Raw genomic sequence first — 16,340 nt, 5'->3', positions numbered from 1 at the left:
CTCACTCGGATGTAGGCGTCGGGCCGAGGCCCCAGAGCTCGCTCCAATAACCCGCGCGAAGTCGCACCGAAGTGTGTGCGACCTTCGCTCCAGTCGTGCTCCGAACGGTGATGTCGGCGAGCGGGAAGCCGTCGGCCTCGGTCACCGGGATGTTCAACACTCGAACTTCGCCGGTCGGTCCGGTCGCAATCAATTTGGGGTCCGGCGTGGAGTCGGCGCGCGTGTAGAACACGGTCCGCTCGAACCCCAGCACCTCCACATCGACCTGGGCGCCAACTAGCGGCCGGTGCTTGCAGTCGGTCACGACCACGTGCAGCTGCGCCGTGGTCGGGTCGATCTTGGCTGCCGACGACATCTGTTGGGAGGCCGCCGAGAGCGAGTAGAAGAACACGTCCAGGAAGGTGGTCTCCACCAGGTGGGGGCGAAAGAACAGCAAGGCCGGCAAGAAGTCTCCCGGACCATCGACCCTCAGCCAGGCGATCTCGGCTCCGTCTACCAGTACTCCGGCCGCCCCGTTGGCATCCGAAATGGCGCCCCCGAGCGCCGACTCGGGGGTGCACTCCACTGCGGACCGCGTGCAAGCCAACAGCTGCGCGCCGACCATGGGTTTACCCGACTGGGCATCATGGAGCACCATTTGGTAGCCGTATTTCGCTCCGCTGGCCTGCGGCCACTGCACGGCGCCCACGCAAGACAGGTCCGCGCCGCTGCACGCGGCGGCGCACTCGCCCCCGCTCACGCAAGCGCTTACTGCGTTCAGCTTGGCCTTGCCAGCTTGGTTCGTCACGACACAGAGTGCCGCGCAATCGTCATCTGTTCCGCAGCTCTCGATGCAGCTGACGAGCTTCGAGCAGTCCAGATCCGTCGCGCAGGCGGCGAGCTGCTGACAGCACGGCACGGTCGCGCAGCCCGTGCACAGTGTGTCATGGACGGGCAAAGCCTTGCCGCAGCTGGCGCCGCAAGCGTCGGCACAGGCGCTCGCTTGGCAGGTCTCGAGGGCGGCCCAACCCAGTGGGACGCCCCCGTTCGATTGGACACATGCCGCGCGGCAGGTGGTGTCGCCTGCGCAGGCGGAGAGACACACTTCGAAGGCCGCGCAGCTCGGGGTCGCGGCGCACGCCGCCGCCGGTTCGCAACACGCTGCGCTCTCGCACGCGGCGCACGCATCGCTCGGCGCAACCAGGCCTCCGCAAGTGGTCGGCGTCGGTGTGCCGCCGTCAGCGGGCGGTGCCTTTTGCTCTGCGACATCACCGGAGCAAGACCACGCAGCCGGCAGGCAAAGTGAGGCTGCAAGAAACAGTCGAAGGCCGAGACCACGGAGCTTCATCCGGTTCGCGCGAAGCGTGACGCCACCGCTCACAGCCACCCGCTCATGCGCAGCACGAACCCGCCGCGGGTTGGTGCGATCGCCGTGGCGATCTCGCCCGAGCGGTTCGAGCTCGCCGAATCGGCTCCTCGATCGGGTTCCAGTGATTCGGTGAGGAACCAGGCCGTGCCGAGTCCGCTGGCAATTCCCAGCGACGTCAGACCCAGCGCCGCCCTGGCGTCGGAGCCGTCGCCGGCCGCAGAGATGTAGAGCCCGCCGAACACGAGCCCGCCCGCGATGCCACCGAGATCGAGGAAGCGAACGCGCGCGATGGAGGGCGAGACAGGGCCGGCGGCGAGCAGGGCCCCCACCACTCCCGCGTTCATCCCGATGCCCGCGCCGAGCAGAGCAGCGTCGTCCTGGGCGTAGTTCTCCTCGTGCAACGCGGCAACGCCCATGCCCGCAACCAGCCCGCCCCACAGCGCCGCTGAGCCGATGAACGAGGCGCGTCCCGGAGTCGTTCCGCTCGTCGAGCCAATTGCTCCGCCAACGATGGCACCGGCGGTGGCAGAGCCCCAGATCAACGTTGCGACCGTCTTGCCGCTCCACTCGTCCTGGCGGTCGGTGCGGGACTGGTTCCAGAACGTCCACACCAGCCCTTCCGACAGACCCACGTACATTCCGCTGACGATCGACTGCGGTACGCCGTATCGAAGTGGACGACCCGAGTCGAGGATGGCGACGGCGCCCGCCGAGGCACCCCCGAGCGCCAGGGAGGGCAGGATGTATCCCGCGGCCGAGTCCGGCTCGGTCTGCACCGCGAGCCAACCACCGGTGCCAAGCCCGTACACGACCGAGTTCAGATACAACACGGCGATCTCGTCGGTGCTGCGCTCGTCCACGGCGCGCGCCTTGATCGACGCATCACCGAGGTCCTTGTTCCTCACGAACACGAGCCCGCGCGAGCGCCACGTGCGCGCCAGATGCGCGAGCTCGACCGCCAGCGAGCGCTCGATGGGGCCGGGCGCCACCTGTGCCAGATCGGAGAGCTCCTGCTCGGCGCTCTGGAAGTCGCCGGCCAAGAGCCGCTCGCGAGCGTGCTGGTAGCGTTCACTCCAGCTCGCGGTCCCAACGCTCACCGGGTTGGCTTGCTGCGGCGCGAGCGGCGGCGCGGGGGCGGGCGTTGCTGCCGTGAGCGCCGGGGGGGGTGGAGACGCGGGCGGAGCGGCGCTGGGGTTCGCTGTCGGTGAGGCATCCGGCAGCGCGCCGGTCGGTTGCGCTGCGGCGCTCGCGCACACGCTGAGAACGCCTGCCACGAGACGGACGACCTTCGTGTCGAGCCTGCCCACCGCCCGAGTATCTACCGAGCTGGCGCGCGCGACACCGCAATTCGCGGGCAACTGCTCGGTGTCGAGCCGAAGTCTTCGGCTTCCAGCGAGCGCGACTGCCAATGCCGACATTGGGTCTGTCCCGCCGAAGCCCCAAGCTCGCGTGTCGACGCAGCATCCTCGCGCGGTTACGCTGCGTCCCGTCCGGTGGTGTGTCGCTTCAGTCCCAATGTCCCCGTAGGGGCCGCGTTCGCCCGCGGGTGGTCAGCGTGACGGCTCCGACGCTCCGGGATTGGCTCGCCGAGTCGCCTTTCACGCTGGCGCTCTCCAGCGGGTTCTTCGGTTTCTTCGCGCACACCGGCATGCTCTCGGCGCTCGAGGACGTGGGCCTCTTGCCGGAGCGCGTCAGCGGCTCGAGCGCCGGTGCGCTGGTCGCCGGGCTGTGGACGGCGGGGCTCGATGCTCCGGCGCTTCGTGACGAGCTCACGCGGTTGCGGCGCGAGGACTTCTGGGATCCGGGCCTGGGGTTCGGACTCTTGCGCGGACGGCGCTTCCGCGCGCGCCTCGAGGAAATTCTGCCCGTGAACGACTTCGCGCGCTGTCGGGTGCCGGCCGTGTTTTCCGTCTTCGATCTGTTCTCGCGTTCGACGCGGGCGCTGTCCGCGGGGCCGCTGGCTCCCGCCATCCAGGCGAGCTGCACGTTGCCGGGATTGTTCCAGCCGACCTGGCACCAAGGGCGCCCGCTGCTCGATGGCGGCATCCTCGATCGGCCGGGCTTGCACGGCGTCGAGCCCGGGCGCCGTGTGTTGCATCACCACCTTGCTTCGCGCTCACCCTGGCGCAGCAAGGCGAGCCCGAGCCTCGAGCCTCCGGTGCGCCAGGGGCTCGTCGCGATGGTGCTCGAGGGCCTGCCTCGCTCGGGCCCGTTTCGTTTGCACGAAGGTCGCCGCGCCCTCGAGTGCGCGCGCGACGCGGCGCGCATCGCGCTCGACCGGCCCATCGATCGCGGTGTGGTGCGTGTCACTGACGAGCCGTGAGGCGAGTCAGCTCACTTTTTTCCGGTGACGTGGGCGCGCCGTGCTCGGAACGTCATGAACGCGGAGTAACCGTCTTGATTTCCGTTGGTCTCTGCGGCGGGGATCTTGTTCAGCGCGCCCTGGTTGGCCAGCTTGGTCAACGCGCCGCCGGATTTTGCCACGTCGGGCTGGGTTGCGTTGATGGTGGTCAACGCGCACGCGAGTCCCTTGCAGCCGCCCACCAGGGCATCGAGCAGCGAGTTGCAGGTGTCGCCCACCGGCTGATCCTTGCCGCAGAACGTGTACTTCAGCGAGCCGGGGCAGACCTGGCACGCACCGATCCCGGTCGTGAGCGCCTCCGGCAGCGGGATCTTCGCCAGCGATTCCACGGTCACGTTCCCGCACAGCCCCTGGTTTCCCTGATTCGCGATCAGCTCCTGGAAAACCTTCAGCCCCGCGCCAAGGCTCGCGGGAGGCGGTGTGGGTACGTCCGGGGTGCCGCTTGCCGCAGCCCGTAGCTTGGCGTCCCGCATCCCGAGGACCGCCGCGCTGCCGCCGAGTGACAACGTGAGATCCACGTTGCTCGGTCCGGCGAGCAGGAGCTTCGCCTTGATCGACCCGTTGCCGAGCTTGCCCGTGGGCAGCCCTGCGGCATCCACCGTCGTTGGATCTGCCTTGAACCACCAGTCGATGGGGTTCGAGCCGTCCACCGGCCAGGTACCCTTGGCGGTATCGAGCCCACCAGAAAGGACGCCGAGCTCCATCGAGGGCTCGCTCGTGCCCGTCAGCTCGTCGAGGCCGAGCAGCTGGATCATCACGTTGGTCGAACCCTTGTCGATGCCCTTCTGAAGGTCACCGTTGAGGGTGTTGAGGGCCGGCGCGGTCAACGCCACGTTCCCGAGCTGATTCTTGGTGACGCTGCAGTAGCTGGGGGCCGCTCCCGCGGCGATGTCCAGGTCGATCATGCGCAGCACGGTCTCGTAGGCACACTTGCTGTCACAACCATCGAGGTTCTCCTGCTTGCCGTCGTCGCAGTGCTCCGGCGGTTCGATGGTTCCGTTGCCACAGGTCGCCGTGACGACCTTCTTGCACTGCGGGCTGCAGCTGCCCGCGGCCGGCGGGTCGCACTCCTCGCCGGCGTCGAGGTTGGAGTCGCCGCAAGTGAGCAGGGTGCACAACCCGCCCGCGCATTTGCCCGTGCCGCTCATGCAAGCGGCGCCCTCGGACAACTTCGTTCCCGCCGTGCACGTGTGTTTCGCGTCGTCGCACTTGTCGCTGCCGGCGCAAGCGTCACCAGCCTGCGTGCAGTCGCGCGTCGCGTCCGTCGTGATGCACGAGAACTTGCAGAAGTCGCAGCCGTCGCCGTTGGTTGCGTTCCCGTCGTCGCACTCTTCACCCGTCTGCTTCTGCCCGTCGCCGCACTGGGGTGAGACGCAGTTGCCGTTGACGCACACCAGGGCGCTGCCGCAGTCCGCGCCCTCGGCGAGCGGAGTCCCGGCGGTGCAAGCGTGGTTTGCGCCGCACGACTCGGTGCCCGTGCACGGATCGCCGTCGTCGCAGTCGCTGGCCTTGTCGCAGCTCAAGTCGCAGGTGTTCTCGCAGCCATCTCCGCTGACCAGGTTGCCGTCGTCGCACTCTTCGGTGCCCTCGAGCTTGCCGTTGCCGCAGGTCTGCCCGCCACTGCCGCCGCCCCCCGCGGCGCCAGCGGCGCCCGCCGCCCCGCCGTCTCCCCCGCTGCCACCCCCGCTGTTGCTGGCGCCGGTGCCTCCGCTTCCGCCCTTGCCCCCGCCGCCGTCGTCACTGTCACCGCATGCGGCTACCGCGACTCCCGCGAGCGCGACTGCTCCGGCGAACAGACCCAACCGAGCCAAGGAATGCATTCGATCTCGCCTCCAACCGCGCGCCCCGAGCAGCGTTTGTCCAAGTTAGCTCGGATCGGCGGCATCAGCACAGACTTCGTGTTCGAAGGGGTGGTCGATCTCGCACCATCAACGGCACTCACGCTGCGCGGCTCGCTGGGTCTCAGTCTGCTTTTACCCTCCGAAGAGCTCACGGCTGCGGGGGAGGCGCTTGGCGACGTTTGCCTCACGGAGTGGGACTGTGAAGACAACACCGGCCCATATCTGGGATTGCAGGCAGCCCTCGGCACGGGGCTGCTCTACGAGCTCGGCCACGTGGGACTCCGCCTCGATCTTCAGGTCCAAGCGTACTCGATGCGCACGTTCCGAGTGAGCACGGGGGGCGACGACGCCAAGCTGACCTTCCAGGGACTCCGGCCCATGATGCTCGCCGGCGTGGAGCTCTGAGCGGCGGGCGCTGAACGTTGGTCGCGAGGAGCGGAGCCCCGGCTCAGGGCGCTGCGCAGTGCACGAAGATGCCGCCCTTGCCGTCTTCCGTACAGTTGCCGCAGCCGCCCGTCACGCACGCGCAGCTCGTGCAGCCGGTGGGGAGCGCTGCGCAGCTGAAGCCAGTACAGAGGCAGACCTCTTCGGGACCTCCGCAGGTCGACTTGTTGCAGTTCGGCGCGCAGGCGCCGGCGTCGTCTGGCGGGTTACCCCCGCATGCACCGCCGGAGACACTCTCGCAGTACTCGCCGGGTTGGCAGGTGGCGAGCGCCCCGCACGCAAAGCTCGAACCGCCGCCCACCCCTGAAGAACCTCCGGTGGCGCCGCCACTGCCGCCGGTCGAGCCACCGTTGCCGCCGGTTGCGCCGCCGTTACCGCCCGTCGTTACCACGTCGCCTGTGCCGCTCGAACCGCAGCCAGCCAGGAGGAACGAGAACGCAAAGATGAGCGCGAGGGACGTGAGGGGTCTTGCCATCGAGAGAGCATAGCCCCAGCGCGACGACACTGCACCGTCAGCGCGCGCGTCGCTGCCGCCCGCGGCAGCCCAGGAGTCCGAGCCCCAAGAGCGCAAGTCCCCATCCGTAGCTCGTGCCCCCGCTTCGGGATGCCGCTCTCACCGCGCAGCCTCCGGTCATGTCACCGCTCGGCGTTGTCTCGCCTTCACCCGCGCCGCCGCTGCCCTTGCCGGGCGTCTTTCCCGAGCTGCCCTTGCCGCCGCTGCCGCTCTGCGGAGGTTCACCCAGCTTGGGCGCCGGGGTGTCGAGCGCGTACACGGCGCCGTCGCTCTTGACGACCAACACCGGGCGCGCGGGCCAGTCGAGCCCCTGAGCGATGGCGCTGAGCTCCGCGGCCGGCATGACAACGACGTCGGCAAGCTCGAAGCTCCACGCCACCAGCGAATCGACGCCCGTCACCCAGCGGCGCTCTGCTCCGTCGATCACGAAGATCGCGGGGGAGCCGTCCTCGCGCGCCAAGCTCGGGGTCGCGGGTAGGTCTTCGCCCACGGGCAGGTCGTTGATGGCCGCGTCCGTCGTTGGCAGGTGATGCCAGGCGTCGTCGAGCTTCCACGCGGCGTAGCTGGTTGGATCTTGCACGTGTCGTCGCTCGCCGGTTGGCGCTGGCGCGGTGGCCTGAAATGTCTTGGGGCTGCCAGCCAGCTCCGCGTTCTTCAGGCCCGCTTCGTCCATGCCGTAGGCGTGCACTTCGTGAGGTTGCCCATCCATCAGCGACAGCGGCGGAGCGAGCTTGAAACCGTGGGCACAGGAGCCAATCGCCGTGCACAGATCGTCTCGGTGTTGCTCTGCCTTGACGGTCTTGGCCGGCGCACCCGACAAGGCTGGCCCGCCAAACGAGAGGTGCACACTGACCGGCGCGTCGGGCACATCGACATCTCGCGTCCAGCCGACCGCGCCGCTCGCGTCCACGCTGTCGAGCCAGCCCTCTGGAGCGCGGTTGCACTGCCACGACTCACCGGCGCCCTTTGCGTAGATACCCAGGTGATTGTTCACCGGCCGAGTGCTCGAGATCACCGAGCCGATACCCTTCACGTAGAGCTGAGACGAGCCGCCGCCGTCCATGTTCGTCGCCCAGTGGATCGGAGCCGCACCCGCCTCATTGGCGTTCGCCACCATGCTCCATACGATGCCGTCGCCGTTCAGCGGCGTGTTGCTGACGAAGAAGTAGAGGTAGCGTTGGTCCGCGCTGATGCCGACGGCCGTCCGGCGGTGGGCCCCTTCGAGCACCGCGTCACCGTCGTAGACCGGGCCCTTGCCTTGACCGTTTTCGATCAAGATGTTGTGGCCTCCGACGATATCGGTGACGAGATAGCCTGGCTCGGTCGCGGCGTTGGGTACGAGGCCCGCCTGGTTGATGCCAAACTGCCAGTAGCTCCGCACCTCCTTGAGCTGCTTGTCCGCGGGCCAGTCCTCGCCTCCGCCCCGCGCGCGGCCCACGACGAACGACCAGCCGGGGAAGTCGAAGAAGTCGGCGTTGATGGCGACCTCGGCGTCGACGGCCTGAGCCCAACCCGCCGCCGTCTTGTTGCGCTCGCCATACTTCGTCGCGCGAACCGAGACTCCCGCAGCACACAGATCCGCCACGACCAGCGCGGTCGAGCCGTGATTCACGAGTCGGATGCCCGGGTGGGGGTCACTCACCTGGGCCGAAGCGGTGCCCGCGAAGAGCGCCGTGGCGCAGACGACGAAGCCAAGGACGGAGCGCATGCATGAGCGCAGATCCAAGACCCGTGCCCGGAGCAGTCCCGCGCAAATCCCGCCGTGGGGTGTTCTGCGCGGACAGCTCGGCGGGTATTAGCTCTTGAATTACCGGACTTTGCCCGCTCCCGTGTGTATGGATACGCTGTCGCGCTGCAGAATGCTGCCGAGGGCCTCGGGCGTTACCATGGACAACGATGCGATTCGGCGTGGGTTTGGCCCTGGTTCTCGCGGTTCTCTCGGGCTGCCGCGCCCAGCGCACCGGTGAACCCGCGCCCAGTCCTCCCCCGAGCGCGAGTGTCAGCGCGCCGGCGGCGACCGACCCGGAGCTCGACGCGTGCAAGGCGCGTCTGTCCGCCGTCGAAGCGGAACCGGCGCTGCCGGGTGCTCCGGAGCTCGACGCCCGGAGAGCCGAGCTCTTTGGTCGAGCTCGGGGTGAACCAGTGATCTGGGTGCGGGAGCCGCGCGTGACGCCCGAAGCGGAGCTCAGCGTGTCCGCGCGAGCGACGGCGCAGAGCCTGAGCAAGAGACCGGGGTTCACCCGCGTCAGGACCATCCTCAATCGTCACAAAGGGGATCGCCCGACGCTCCGCGCGCTGCTGCTCAGAGAGGGCTATGTCTATTCCAGCGAGCCGGCGGAAGCGCTCGCGCTCGTGTCGCAGCTCGAGCTCACGGCCCTCTTCGACGAGCCGCGGATCTTCCTGCAGCACGGCCAGCGTATCGACGAGCTGGTGCGAAGCAGCGGGCGATTCCCCAGCTATCGAACAGCCGACGGTTCGAACGCGGAGCTACTACTCGGTGATCGCGTGGCGGTCTCCCGAGACGAGCTGCGCACGCCGCTGCACCGGGATCTCCGGGCGCTCGCCCACGAAGTGGGCTTCGATCGCGCGCGGATCTCACGACGCACCGCCGGCGCGTTGGTCGCGGAGCTTCGCCTGGCTGGCTCGTGGACCCAGGCGCTGCTCGACTCGGATGGCGCCGAGCTGTCGCTCAACTGTCTCGTCTCACCCAGGGCGGAGCGTGAGCGGTTGCGTCGCACGCTGGCGCTCGAAGCTCCCCGTCGCGCCGCGCTCGCGAGCCTGCGTGGAGCCATCGATGCGCAAGTGGCAGAAGCCGTGCCCTTCGATCGTCCTCGGGACGAGAAGACCGCCGAGAAGGATGGTCAACTGCGCCCCGACTGGCGCTGGGCCTACAAGCGCGGGCAGGCCTACTTCAGCCACGAGGAGGTGAGTTATCCGGTGTTCGATGCCAAGGGGCGCCCGCTGCCGCCGCAGATGTGCGTCGACTTCGTGCTCGACAGCTTCGAGCGGGCATCGGGGACCTGGTTCCGCGCCAAGGGGGAGGTCGCCGAGCGGAGAGTCGGTGCTCTGGACTTCGACAGCTTCGGGATCAAGAACCGCCGCGCTGTGCTGGCCTTCGAGCAGTTTGCCGTCGACCACCCCGAGCTGTTCGAGCACGAACGCATGAAACCAGAGGAGCGCATCCCGTTCGGTGAGCGTTCACGCTTTTTTGCTTTCTTGCTCGAAAATTCCGAGCGCTTTCAGCCCGGGGATATCGTGGCGATCCAGGGCAAGAAGGCCGACGGGTTGATCCATCAACACGCCATCTTGATCGAGGATACCGATCCGATCACCGGCTTCCCCTACGCGTTGGCCGATCAGATGAAGCGCCCGCGGCGCAGGACCTGGGAGGGCATCATGGCCGAGGCCCCGCTGCGCAGTCTGTTGTTCCACGTGCGTCCCAAGGAGCGGGTGGTCTCGGCGCTGGCCCCCGTGGCATCGGTGGTGACGACCCGCGCCGAGCTGTGAGCTTCAGAATGCGCCTCCCAGACCCAAGCGGAGCGAGCGCGCCTCGACCGGCATCCGCGGCGGGTTGTTCGGGTTGGTCGGCTCGATCTCGACTCGCGAGCCGCTGTTCACGATCAGGAGGATCCCCGGCACCGTCAGCCCGATGCCGACGGGCAGAGTGATCAGCCCGGCCGTCAACAGGCCCTTCTTGTCGTCGCTCGCGGCTCCGACGGCGGTCATCGCGGCACCCGCCAGGACCCCGATCCCTCCGAACGTCGTCATCACGATCCCACCCGCGAGTTTGCCGGTCTTGGTGGGATACGCGCGCGCATCGAGCTTGTTGCCTTTGGTCTGGTGCTCACGCAGGTCCGGCAGCTCGATCCGCTCGTTCCGCTCGAAGAACCCCTTCTCGAACACGAAGCTGAACGGCACGGCGGGATCGACCCAGCGCGCGCAGGGGGTCTGGCACAGCTTGCGGTCGTTGATCGACACGTCGTATTGATGCTCGGCGTTCGCCGACAAGAAGTTGACCTTCACCGAGCCGGGCGGCCCCCGATCCGCGAGCTCCCTGGGCAGCGGCCAGAGAAACACTTGAATCGGTGAGCTGCACTCGGCGTTTGCGTTGGTCTCCGTGGATTCTTTGCAGCTGTCGGGCGAACCCGCCTCGCGCAGGACCGACTCCGAGCTCTGACTGCCGGCCCCGACCGAGCCCACGCCGACCACACCGGCGCCGCCCTTGGCGTTCAGACTGCCACCGGCGCGCAGCTTGAACGCTCCGATCGAGAGTGAACCGACGACGTGGCTGGCTCCGGCGCAGGCGGGATCTTCCGAGACCTGTTTGTCCCAGCCCCGCAGCTCGAGCTGACCTGCGACCGTGGTCTGCACCGCCAACCGGCCCGAGCGCTCGAGCTCGCCCTCGAGCGAGACCGCGCCGAGCGGCAGCTTCGCGTACAGCTCGTCGCTGCTCAGAATTTCGACGACGTCGGTGGTGGTCGTCGTGCGCCGCCACCCGTAGCTGCCGCGCACTCTGCACTGTGGCAACAGCTTCATCGCGCAGCCCGAGTAACTCACGACCACGCCTCCCTCGCGCAGCCGCGCCTCCAGGTTGGCCTTCTCGGACGCCGGCCACTCGGTCACCAGGGGATTTTCGTGACTCGCCGCCACCTTGCACTTGGCCTGTTCGCCCGGCGCGGTTGGGGCCTTGGCCTGGAGTGCACCCCCGCCCCCGGAGAACGGATTGCCGCAGCCTGCGAGGAGGCACGCGGCGCCGAGGAAGAGCAGGGCCAGACTCGGGTGTCTCGACGTCGGTCGCATCGAGCTGAGCTTACTATCGGACTCGCACCTCTCCCCAGCCTTCTTGGCGCTCGGCGCGGATCCTCGTCGATGGGGCGCCGTGGGCTGTCCAACGCCAGCAGCTCACTGGCCGCAGACCGCCGCAGATTTGCAGTAGCCCGCGCACGAGTCAGGGTCGGTGCGCCCGACCGGGACGTCAGAGCAGGTGCCGACGGCGCCGGGCACGTTGCACGCCTGACACACGCCGCAGGTCGAGGTGGCGCAGCACACGCCATCCACACAGGCCGCGGTGTCGCAGTCGTTCGCTGTCTCACAGCGGTTTCCGACCAGGTGATACTCCCACAGATCGCCGAGGTCGCTCGCTCCGTCGTTGCCCCCGAACAACACCATGCGCGAGCGGACCTGATCGTACGCCATCGCGGTGTACTCGCGCGGGCTCGGCGCGACGGGAGTGGTGATCTTCGACCAGCTGAGCGTCTTCACGTCCAGCTCCCAGGTGTCGTCGAAGCGGGTGTCGCCATCGGCGCCCCCGAACAGGACCACGCGTTTGCGCTTCGTGGAGAACGCCATCGCCGAGCCAAAACGCTTTGACGGGTTCGTGAGCGGCGTCACCTCTTTCCAGCCGCCGTTCCCGAAGGTCCACAGGTCATTCATACCGACGCGATCGGCCTGGGTTCCACCAAACAGCACCGACGTGAACTCCGCGTAGACCATCGCAGCGCTGGCTCGCGCGGGCATCACCGGCAAGGTGTAGACCGACCACTGTTGGTCGCCATCGTCCCAGTACCACTCGCCCTCGATCAAGGTGGGAGCCGCAGTCTCCGTGGGTTTTTCGTAGCCCCCCAGGAAGCGGACTCGCTGAATGGTCTCGTCCCAGGCGGCGCTCGCGTAGGCGCGTGCTCCTGGGTTCTGATCCTTCATCAGGTCCTTCCAAGCGGAGCCGTTGAAGTGATAGGTCTGGGACTGACCGACGGTCGAGAGTCCGCCGAACATCACCACACTCGTGGGTGGAACGAAGACCATGACCGCGCCGGTGCGCGCCACGGGGCTGTTGGCGGCCAGCGTGAGGATCTGCCACTGTTCGCCGTCCCAGCTCCACATCCGCCCGTCGATCGGACCGCCGAACAGGAGCGTCGCCTTCATGCCCGTCGTCGGTTGGGGGTCGACGTAGAACACCATGTTGTGCCCGGAGCGAGCGCTGGGAGTCAGCTGGGTCACGGGGGAGCGGAGTTCCCACACGCCCGTTGCCAGGGACTCGCAGGCGCCGGCAGTGCAGAGCCCGCCTTGGCAGTCGCTCGCAGCGCCGCAATGCGCACCGGCGAAACACTTGCCGCACTGCGCGCCCCCGCAGTCCACGTCGGTCTCGTCGCCGTTCATCTGCCGATCGAGACAGCCGACCGGGAAAGGTGGCGCTTCTTCGGTGGGCACGACGTCGGGGATACACGCGACGGCGAGAGCGGTGAGGAACAAGGGCCAGCGTCGCCGCATCAGAAGCCCCCTGAGATACCGAGCCCCGCCGCGCTCGCAGTGGCCCATGCCGACGGGACGGGCGTCCGACCTGCGCTCTTCCGCCCGCCAGCACCGACGATGCCGATCACCGACGCGGTCACCGCTGCCGAACCCGCGAGTGAGAACGCCAAAAATAGCGGGAAGTCGCGGTTCTTTCGGCTGTTGTCCGCGGCGTAGTCATAACCAGGCGCGCAGCGAGTCTGTCCGCCGCTCTCGCTGCAGTTGTCCCGGAGCCGGCCGATGGCGTCGAGATCGTCGACCAGGAAGAAGACGCCCGCTCCTAGCAGCACGACGCCGCTCGCACCCGAGACCCACGCCCATGTGGGCACCGCTTCGGTTTGCTCGGGCTCGACGTGGTCTCGCTCCGCTCGAGCGCTGCCATGGGTCGCGGGCGCGGGGGGCGCCCTCGGTGCTCGGGCGAGCGCCAGGTTCAGCTCGACCAGCTTGCCGGGCGCGACACTGACGACCCGAGTGAGCTCGATGAAGCCCGGAGCGTGAGCGACAATCCGATGCTCTCCGGGATCGACGGGGAGTGAGAGCCCCAGCGTTCCGGCCGGCAACCTCAATCCATCACGCGTCACCACCAGACCGGGGGGCGCGTTGTCTGCGCGCACCACGAGCTTGGAGAGGTTGGGCTCGAGGGCTGCCAGGGCGGTCTTGGCGAGCTCTTCCAGGGCACGCTGGCGTTCATCACCCAGCGTCTCACGGTTCAAGACGAGCGCTCGTTTGTACGCGGCCCACGCCGTTGCGGTGCGACCCTCGTGCTCGTGACAGCGCGCGATGTTGATCTGCGTGCTCGCCGATGCGTGCAGCGCGAGTGCAGCGTCGAACTTGGGGCACCCCTCGGCCCACTTGCCAGCGTCGACCAGCTCGCGCGCGGCCTTGAACAGCGTTTCGGCTGCGGCAGCGCTGTCCGGCGACTGAGCCTGGGCGGAGACCGGGAGCGCCAGGATTGCGGCGACGATCACTGCGTAGCGATGTGAGCTCTGCATCGGGACAATCACATCTCGGAGCTTGGATCGTAGGGTTTTTTCACGACGGGGGGAGCGCTGGGTGAGAGCTGTGTTGGGCCCGGCCGCGGCTCCGCTGCGCCCGCGGGTGAGCGGGGAAGTTTTTTGCTGGGCGCCGCCCCCTGAGCGCCCGGCACGGACGGGGCGCTCGTTGCAGGTTCGACCGGCGCCGCGTCGGCCTCGTTGGCAACTGCCACCGCCGGCTCGGGCGGCACGGCTTCGAGGGTCACAGCCGGTGGTGGGCGCTCCAAAGGAGCTTGTGCCGCAGGCTCGGCGTCGGGCGCCCCACGACTCACCGCGATGCCGATCGCCGTGGCCGCGAGCGCGGCCGTGAACGCCATCGCGACCAGCCGCCTGCCGGTGCTCGTTCTCGTGGTGGCGGGCGGTGCCGACTGTGCGTGTACCCCGCGCCCGCCGGTGGTCGCCGCGTTCGATGCCACCGTATCTGCCTCACCGCTGACCGACTGGATCATCGGCGTCGTCGGCTGATTGGGCAGCGTCTCGGCTCCCGGATCACTCAGCCGGACGTCCGGGACCACGCTGCGCTGACGCCCCAGCATGTCTTGGTGCAGCGTGAAGCTCGGCACCAGGGCCCGCAGGCGGTCGGCGAACGCGCTCGCGCTCTCGTGTCGGGCGCTCGGGTCGAGCATCAGCGCGCGCATGACCACCTGTTCGACGTTGCTATCGACCAGCGGCGCAACTTCGCGCAGCGGCCTGGCCGGCTTGGAACAAATTTCGATGATCAAGCGCCCCGCGGCCTTGACGTGGTGATGCGGAGTCGCGCCGCTCAGCATCTCGTAGAGCACCACGCCGAGAGCCCAGATGTCCGTGCTCGGTGTCAGCTCACGGTCGCCGCTGGCTTGCTCTGGCGACATGTAGAGCGGCGTTCCAACCAGGCTTCCGGTTCGGGTCACGTTCGCCGCTCCGTCGATCGCGTCCGCGCGGACCTTGGCGATGCCAAAGTCCAACAACTTGGTGACGACTTCCCCTGCGTCCCGCTCGGCCAAGAAGATGTTCGCCGGTTTGACGTCGCGGTGAATGATGCCTGCCTGGTGTGCGCTCTCCAGTCCGAGCGCCGCCTGACCAGCGATTCTGAGGGCCACGTCCACGGGCAGCCGGCCATGGCGATGCAGCGCCTGCTCCAGGGTCTCGCCAGCCAGGAATTCCATCACCAGGTAGGGAGTGCGGGATGCCGGATCGACACCGACGTCGAGCACGTGGGCGATGTGCTGGGACTCGATCGCTCCGGCCGCTTTGGCTTCGATCTCGAAGCGCCGGATCAGCTCCGGGTTGTCGGCCACGCGGCCCGTGATGGTCTTGAGCGCGAGCCGACGACCCGTGACCACGTGGCGCGCCTCGTAGACGCAGCCCATGCCGCCTTCGCCGAGCAGCGCCAAGACCTGATATCGGCCGTCGATGGTCGTGCCCAGCACGCGCCGGACGATAGTGGACCGGTCGGGTGCGGGCAACGCTCAGCCTCAGGACGAGCGGAGAGAGTGCTTCGTCCGCGGCCTCCGATCGACGGGACCGTCGAACTTTGGTCGTTGCATCTGACCCAGCCCGCTGACGCGCGCATGGGGGAGCGCTGCTCGCACGGCGTCGAACAGAGCGTCGTCGGTTGTGCGTTCAATGCCGACGGCAACGATCGAGGCGGCGTGATCGCCAAGCCAAGTCAGCTCGGCACCCGAACGCACGACGACCAGGTTCCGTCCCGCGGGCGCCGCGAGCAAGCGCCGCTCGCTGGGATCGACGGCGACCCAACCTTCCCCCGCAAGCATTAGCTCGCCCGCAAACGCCAGGCTGTCGCGCCAGGACACCTGTTCCGCTCGCTCCTCGGCGCTCGAACGTCCGGTGGGCACACGGACCCGGCGCTCTCCGAGCTCGCGCGCCACGTGGGTCGCAAAAGCTCGGGCGCCTTCCAGGTCTCCGATCACGACGGCGACCCGCGGGCTCAGACAACCCCGCTGATCGAAGGGGACGATGTCGTCGACGAGCAATCGCGCGGCGTCCGCGGCGTGGCCCGCGACGACGGCCACGCCGAAACCCGAGCCGTGTGCGTGCAGCACGACGTCGGCGGGCAAGCGCGTCGCCAGCTCCGCGAGGGTCGTGTCGGCGCCGTAGGCCCAGAGGTGATCCCCCGGCCGGGGTTCGAGGGAGTCGACCAGCTCGAACGCCCCCGAGGCCTCGCACAAGAGCGTTGGGAAGACCGGCTCGCGGCGCGAGGCACGCACGCTAACCTGGTCGGACTGTGCGAGCGCGATGGCGATGGCACGGAGTGGCGCAACGAACACGTTGGCCGCTAGCTGCACGTGAACCCGCGGCGCCGGGATCGCACAGGTCGAGAGTGCGAGCAGCTCCGCGTCGGAGGGGTGGGTCTCCAGGATTTCCGACAGCGCGAGCTCCACGTTCTCGGGTGAGAGCCCGGTGCTGGCTGGCAGTTGCTCGCGAGCGCGCTGACCCAGCGGATCGTTCGGGTCGGCGAGGCGTCGTGCACACGCTACCAGCGCTCGTACTCGATCACTCGCCGCCATGC

At 68.4% G+C, this 16,340-nt stretch carries 13 protein-coding genes; 3 read left to right on the top strand and 10 right to left on the bottom strand.

Annotation, left to right across the window (positions count from 1 at the left end; genetic code table 11):
• Nucleotide 1: 1 nt before the first annotated feature.
• On the bottom strand, nt 2-1,327 hold the full coding sequence (locus IPI67_05950) for a hypothetical protein (protein MBK7579737.1): 1,326 nt from the start codon (nt 1,325-1,327) through the stop codon (nt 2-4).
• 29 nt (nt 1,328-1,356) lie between these two features.
• Entirely contained in the window at nt 1,357-2,655 is a 1,299-nt protein-coding gene (locus IPI67_05945) for a hypothetical protein (GenBank protein ID MBK7579736.1), read from the bottom strand.
• Between the two features lie 101 nt (nt 2,656-2,756).
• Between IPI67_05945 and IPI67_05940 the strand changes: the two genes are divergently transcribed.
• Nucleotides 2,757-3,671, top strand: a complete 915-nt coding sequence (locus tag IPI67_05940; GenBank protein MBK7579735.1) for a patatin-like phospholipase family protein — start codon at nt 2,757-2,759, stop codon at nt 3,669-3,671.
• An 11-nt stretch (nt 3,672-3,682) separates the two neighbouring features.
• Here the strand turns inward: IPI67_05940 and IPI67_05935 are convergent, their stop codons facing one another.
• Nucleotides 3,683-5,530, bottom strand: a complete 1,848-nt coding sequence (locus IPI67_05935) for a DUF4215 domain-containing protein (protein MBK7579734.1) — start codon at nt 5,528-5,530, stop codon at nt 3,683-3,685.
• On the opposite strand from IPI67_05935, the gene IPI67_05930 reads away from it, so the two are divergent.
• Nucleotides 5,525-5,956 carry a hypothetical protein gene (locus tag IPI67_05930; GenBank protein ID MBK7579733.1) on the top strand — a complete coding sequence of 144 codons (432 nt, stop codon included), beginning with the start codon at nt 5,525-5,527 and terminating at the stop codon, nt 5,954-5,956. The genes IPI67_05935 and IPI67_05930 overlap by 6 nt on opposite strands.
• A 43-nt stretch (nt 5,957-5,999) precedes the next feature.
• Here the strand turns inward: IPI67_05930 and IPI67_05925 are convergent, their stop codons facing one another.
• Nucleotides 6,000-6,470 carry a hypothetical protein gene (locus IPI67_05925; GenBank protein ID MBK7579732.1) on the bottom strand — a complete coding sequence of 157 codons (471 nt, stop codon included), beginning with the start codon at nt 6,468-6,470 and terminating at the stop codon, nt 6,000-6,002.
• A gap of 37 nt (nt 6,471-6,507) precedes the next feature.
• Entirely contained in the window at nt 6,508-8,217 is a 1,710-nt protein-coding gene (locus IPI67_05920) for a phosphodiester glycosidase family protein (GenBank protein MBK7579731.1), read from the bottom strand.
• A 188-nt stretch (nt 8,218-8,405) separates the two neighbouring features.
• Here IPI67_05920 and IPI67_05915 point away from each other — a divergent pair, with 188 nt between their 5' ends.
• Nucleotides 8,406-10,016, top strand: a complete 1,611-nt coding sequence (locus IPI67_05915; protein MBK7579730.1) for a hypothetical protein — start codon at nt 8,406-8,408, stop codon at nt 10,014-10,016.
• 3 nt (nt 10,017-10,019) lie between these two features.
• Here IPI67_05915 and IPI67_05910 read toward each other — a convergent pair whose 3' ends face one another.
• The 5 genes from IPI67_05910 to IPI67_05890 form a co-directional block, all read right to left on the bottom strand.
• The gene (locus IPI67_05910; GenBank protein ID MBK7579729.1) at nt 10,020-11,309 is read right to left on the bottom strand and encodes a hypothetical protein; all 1,290 of its coding nucleotides are present in this window, start codon (nt 11,307-11,309) and stop codon (nt 10,020-10,022) included.
• A gap of 102 nt (nt 11,310-11,411) precedes the next feature.
• Nucleotides 11,412-12,776 carry a hypothetical protein gene (locus IPI67_05905; protein ID MBK7579728.1) on the bottom strand — a complete coding sequence of 455 codons (1,365 nt, stop codon included), beginning with the start codon at nt 12,774-12,776 and terminating at the stop codon, nt 11,412-11,414.
• A complete protein-coding gene (locus IPI67_05900; GenBank protein MBK7579727.1) occupies nt 12,776-13,789 on the bottom strand; it encodes a hypothetical protein in 1,014 nt (337 codons plus the stop codon). The genes IPI67_05905 and IPI67_05900 overlap by 1 nt, the downstream gene beginning before the upstream one ends.
• 8 nt (nt 13,790-13,797) lie before the next feature.
• Nucleotides 13,798-15,240, bottom strand: coding sequence for a protein kinase (locus tag IPI67_05895; GenBank protein MBK7579726.1), 1,443 nt, complete (start codon nt 15,238-15,240; stop codon nt 13,798-13,800).
• 45 nt (nt 15,241-15,285) lie between these two features.
• Complete coding sequence (locus IPI67_05890) at nt 15,286-16,338, bottom strand: proline dehydrogenase (GenBank protein ID MBK7579725.1); 1,053 nt, start codon at nt 16,336-16,338, stop codon at nt 15,286-15,288.
• Nucleotides 16,339-16,340: the final 2 nt, after the last annotated feature.

The sequence above is a fragment of the Myxococcales bacterium genome (genome assembly GCA_016706225.1).
In the GTDB taxonomy this organism is placed as follows: domain Bacteria; phylum Myxococcota_A; class Polyangia; order Polyangiales; family Polyangiaceae; genus JADJKB01.
Note: the sequence above shows the minus strand (reverse complement) of the source record. Positions and strands in the feature narration are given on the sequence as shown.

What these genes read in the sequence shown, in the direction of transcription:
- IPI67_05950 (MBK7579737.1), bottom strand. Translation starts at nt 1,327, where the DNA reads ATGAAGCTCCGTGGTCTCGGCCTTCGACTGTTTCTTGCAGCCTCACTT.
- IPI67_05940 (MBK7579735.1), top strand. Translation starts at nt 2,757, where the DNA reads ATGCCGACATTGGGTCTGTCCCGCCGAAGCCCCAAGCTCGCGTGTCGA.
- IPI67_05930 (MBK7579733.1), top strand. Translation starts at nt 5,525, where the DNA reads ATGCATTCGATCTCGCCTCCAACCGCGCGCCCCGAGCAGCGTTTGTCC.
- IPI67_05935 (MBK7579734.1), bottom strand. Translation starts at nt 5,530, where the DNA reads ATGCATTCCTTGGCTCGGTTGGGTCTGTTCGCCGGAGCAGTCGCGCTC.
- IPI67_05925 (MBK7579732.1), bottom strand. Translation starts at nt 6,470, where the DNA reads ATGGCAAGACCCCTCACGTCCCTCGCGCTCATCTTTGCGTTCTCGTTC.
- IPI67_05920 (MBK7579731.1), bottom strand. Translation starts at nt 8,217, where the DNA reads ATGCGCTCCGTCCTTGGCTTCGTCGTCTGCGCCACGGCGCTCTTCGCG.
- IPI67_05915 (MBK7579730.1), top strand. Translation starts at nt 8,406, where the DNA reads ATGCGATTCGGCGTGGGTTTGGCCCTGGTTCTCGCGGTTCTCTCGGGC.
- IPI67_05910 (MBK7579729.1), bottom strand. Translation starts at nt 11,309, where the DNA reads ATGCGACCGACGTCGAGACACCCGAGTCTGGCCCTGCTCTTCCTCGGC.
- IPI67_05905 (MBK7579728.1), bottom strand. Translation starts at nt 12,776, where the DNA reads ATGCGGCGACGCTGGCCCTTGTTCCTCACCGCTCTCGCCGTCGCGTGT.
- IPI67_05900 (MBK7579727.1), bottom strand. Translation starts at nt 13,789, where the DNA reads ATGCAGAGCTCACATCGCTACGCAGTGATCGTCGCCGCAATCCTGGCG.
- IPI67_05890 (MBK7579725.1), bottom strand. Translation starts at nt 16,338, where the DNA reads ATGGCGGCGAGTGATCGAGTACGAGCGCTGGTAGCGTGTGCACGACGC.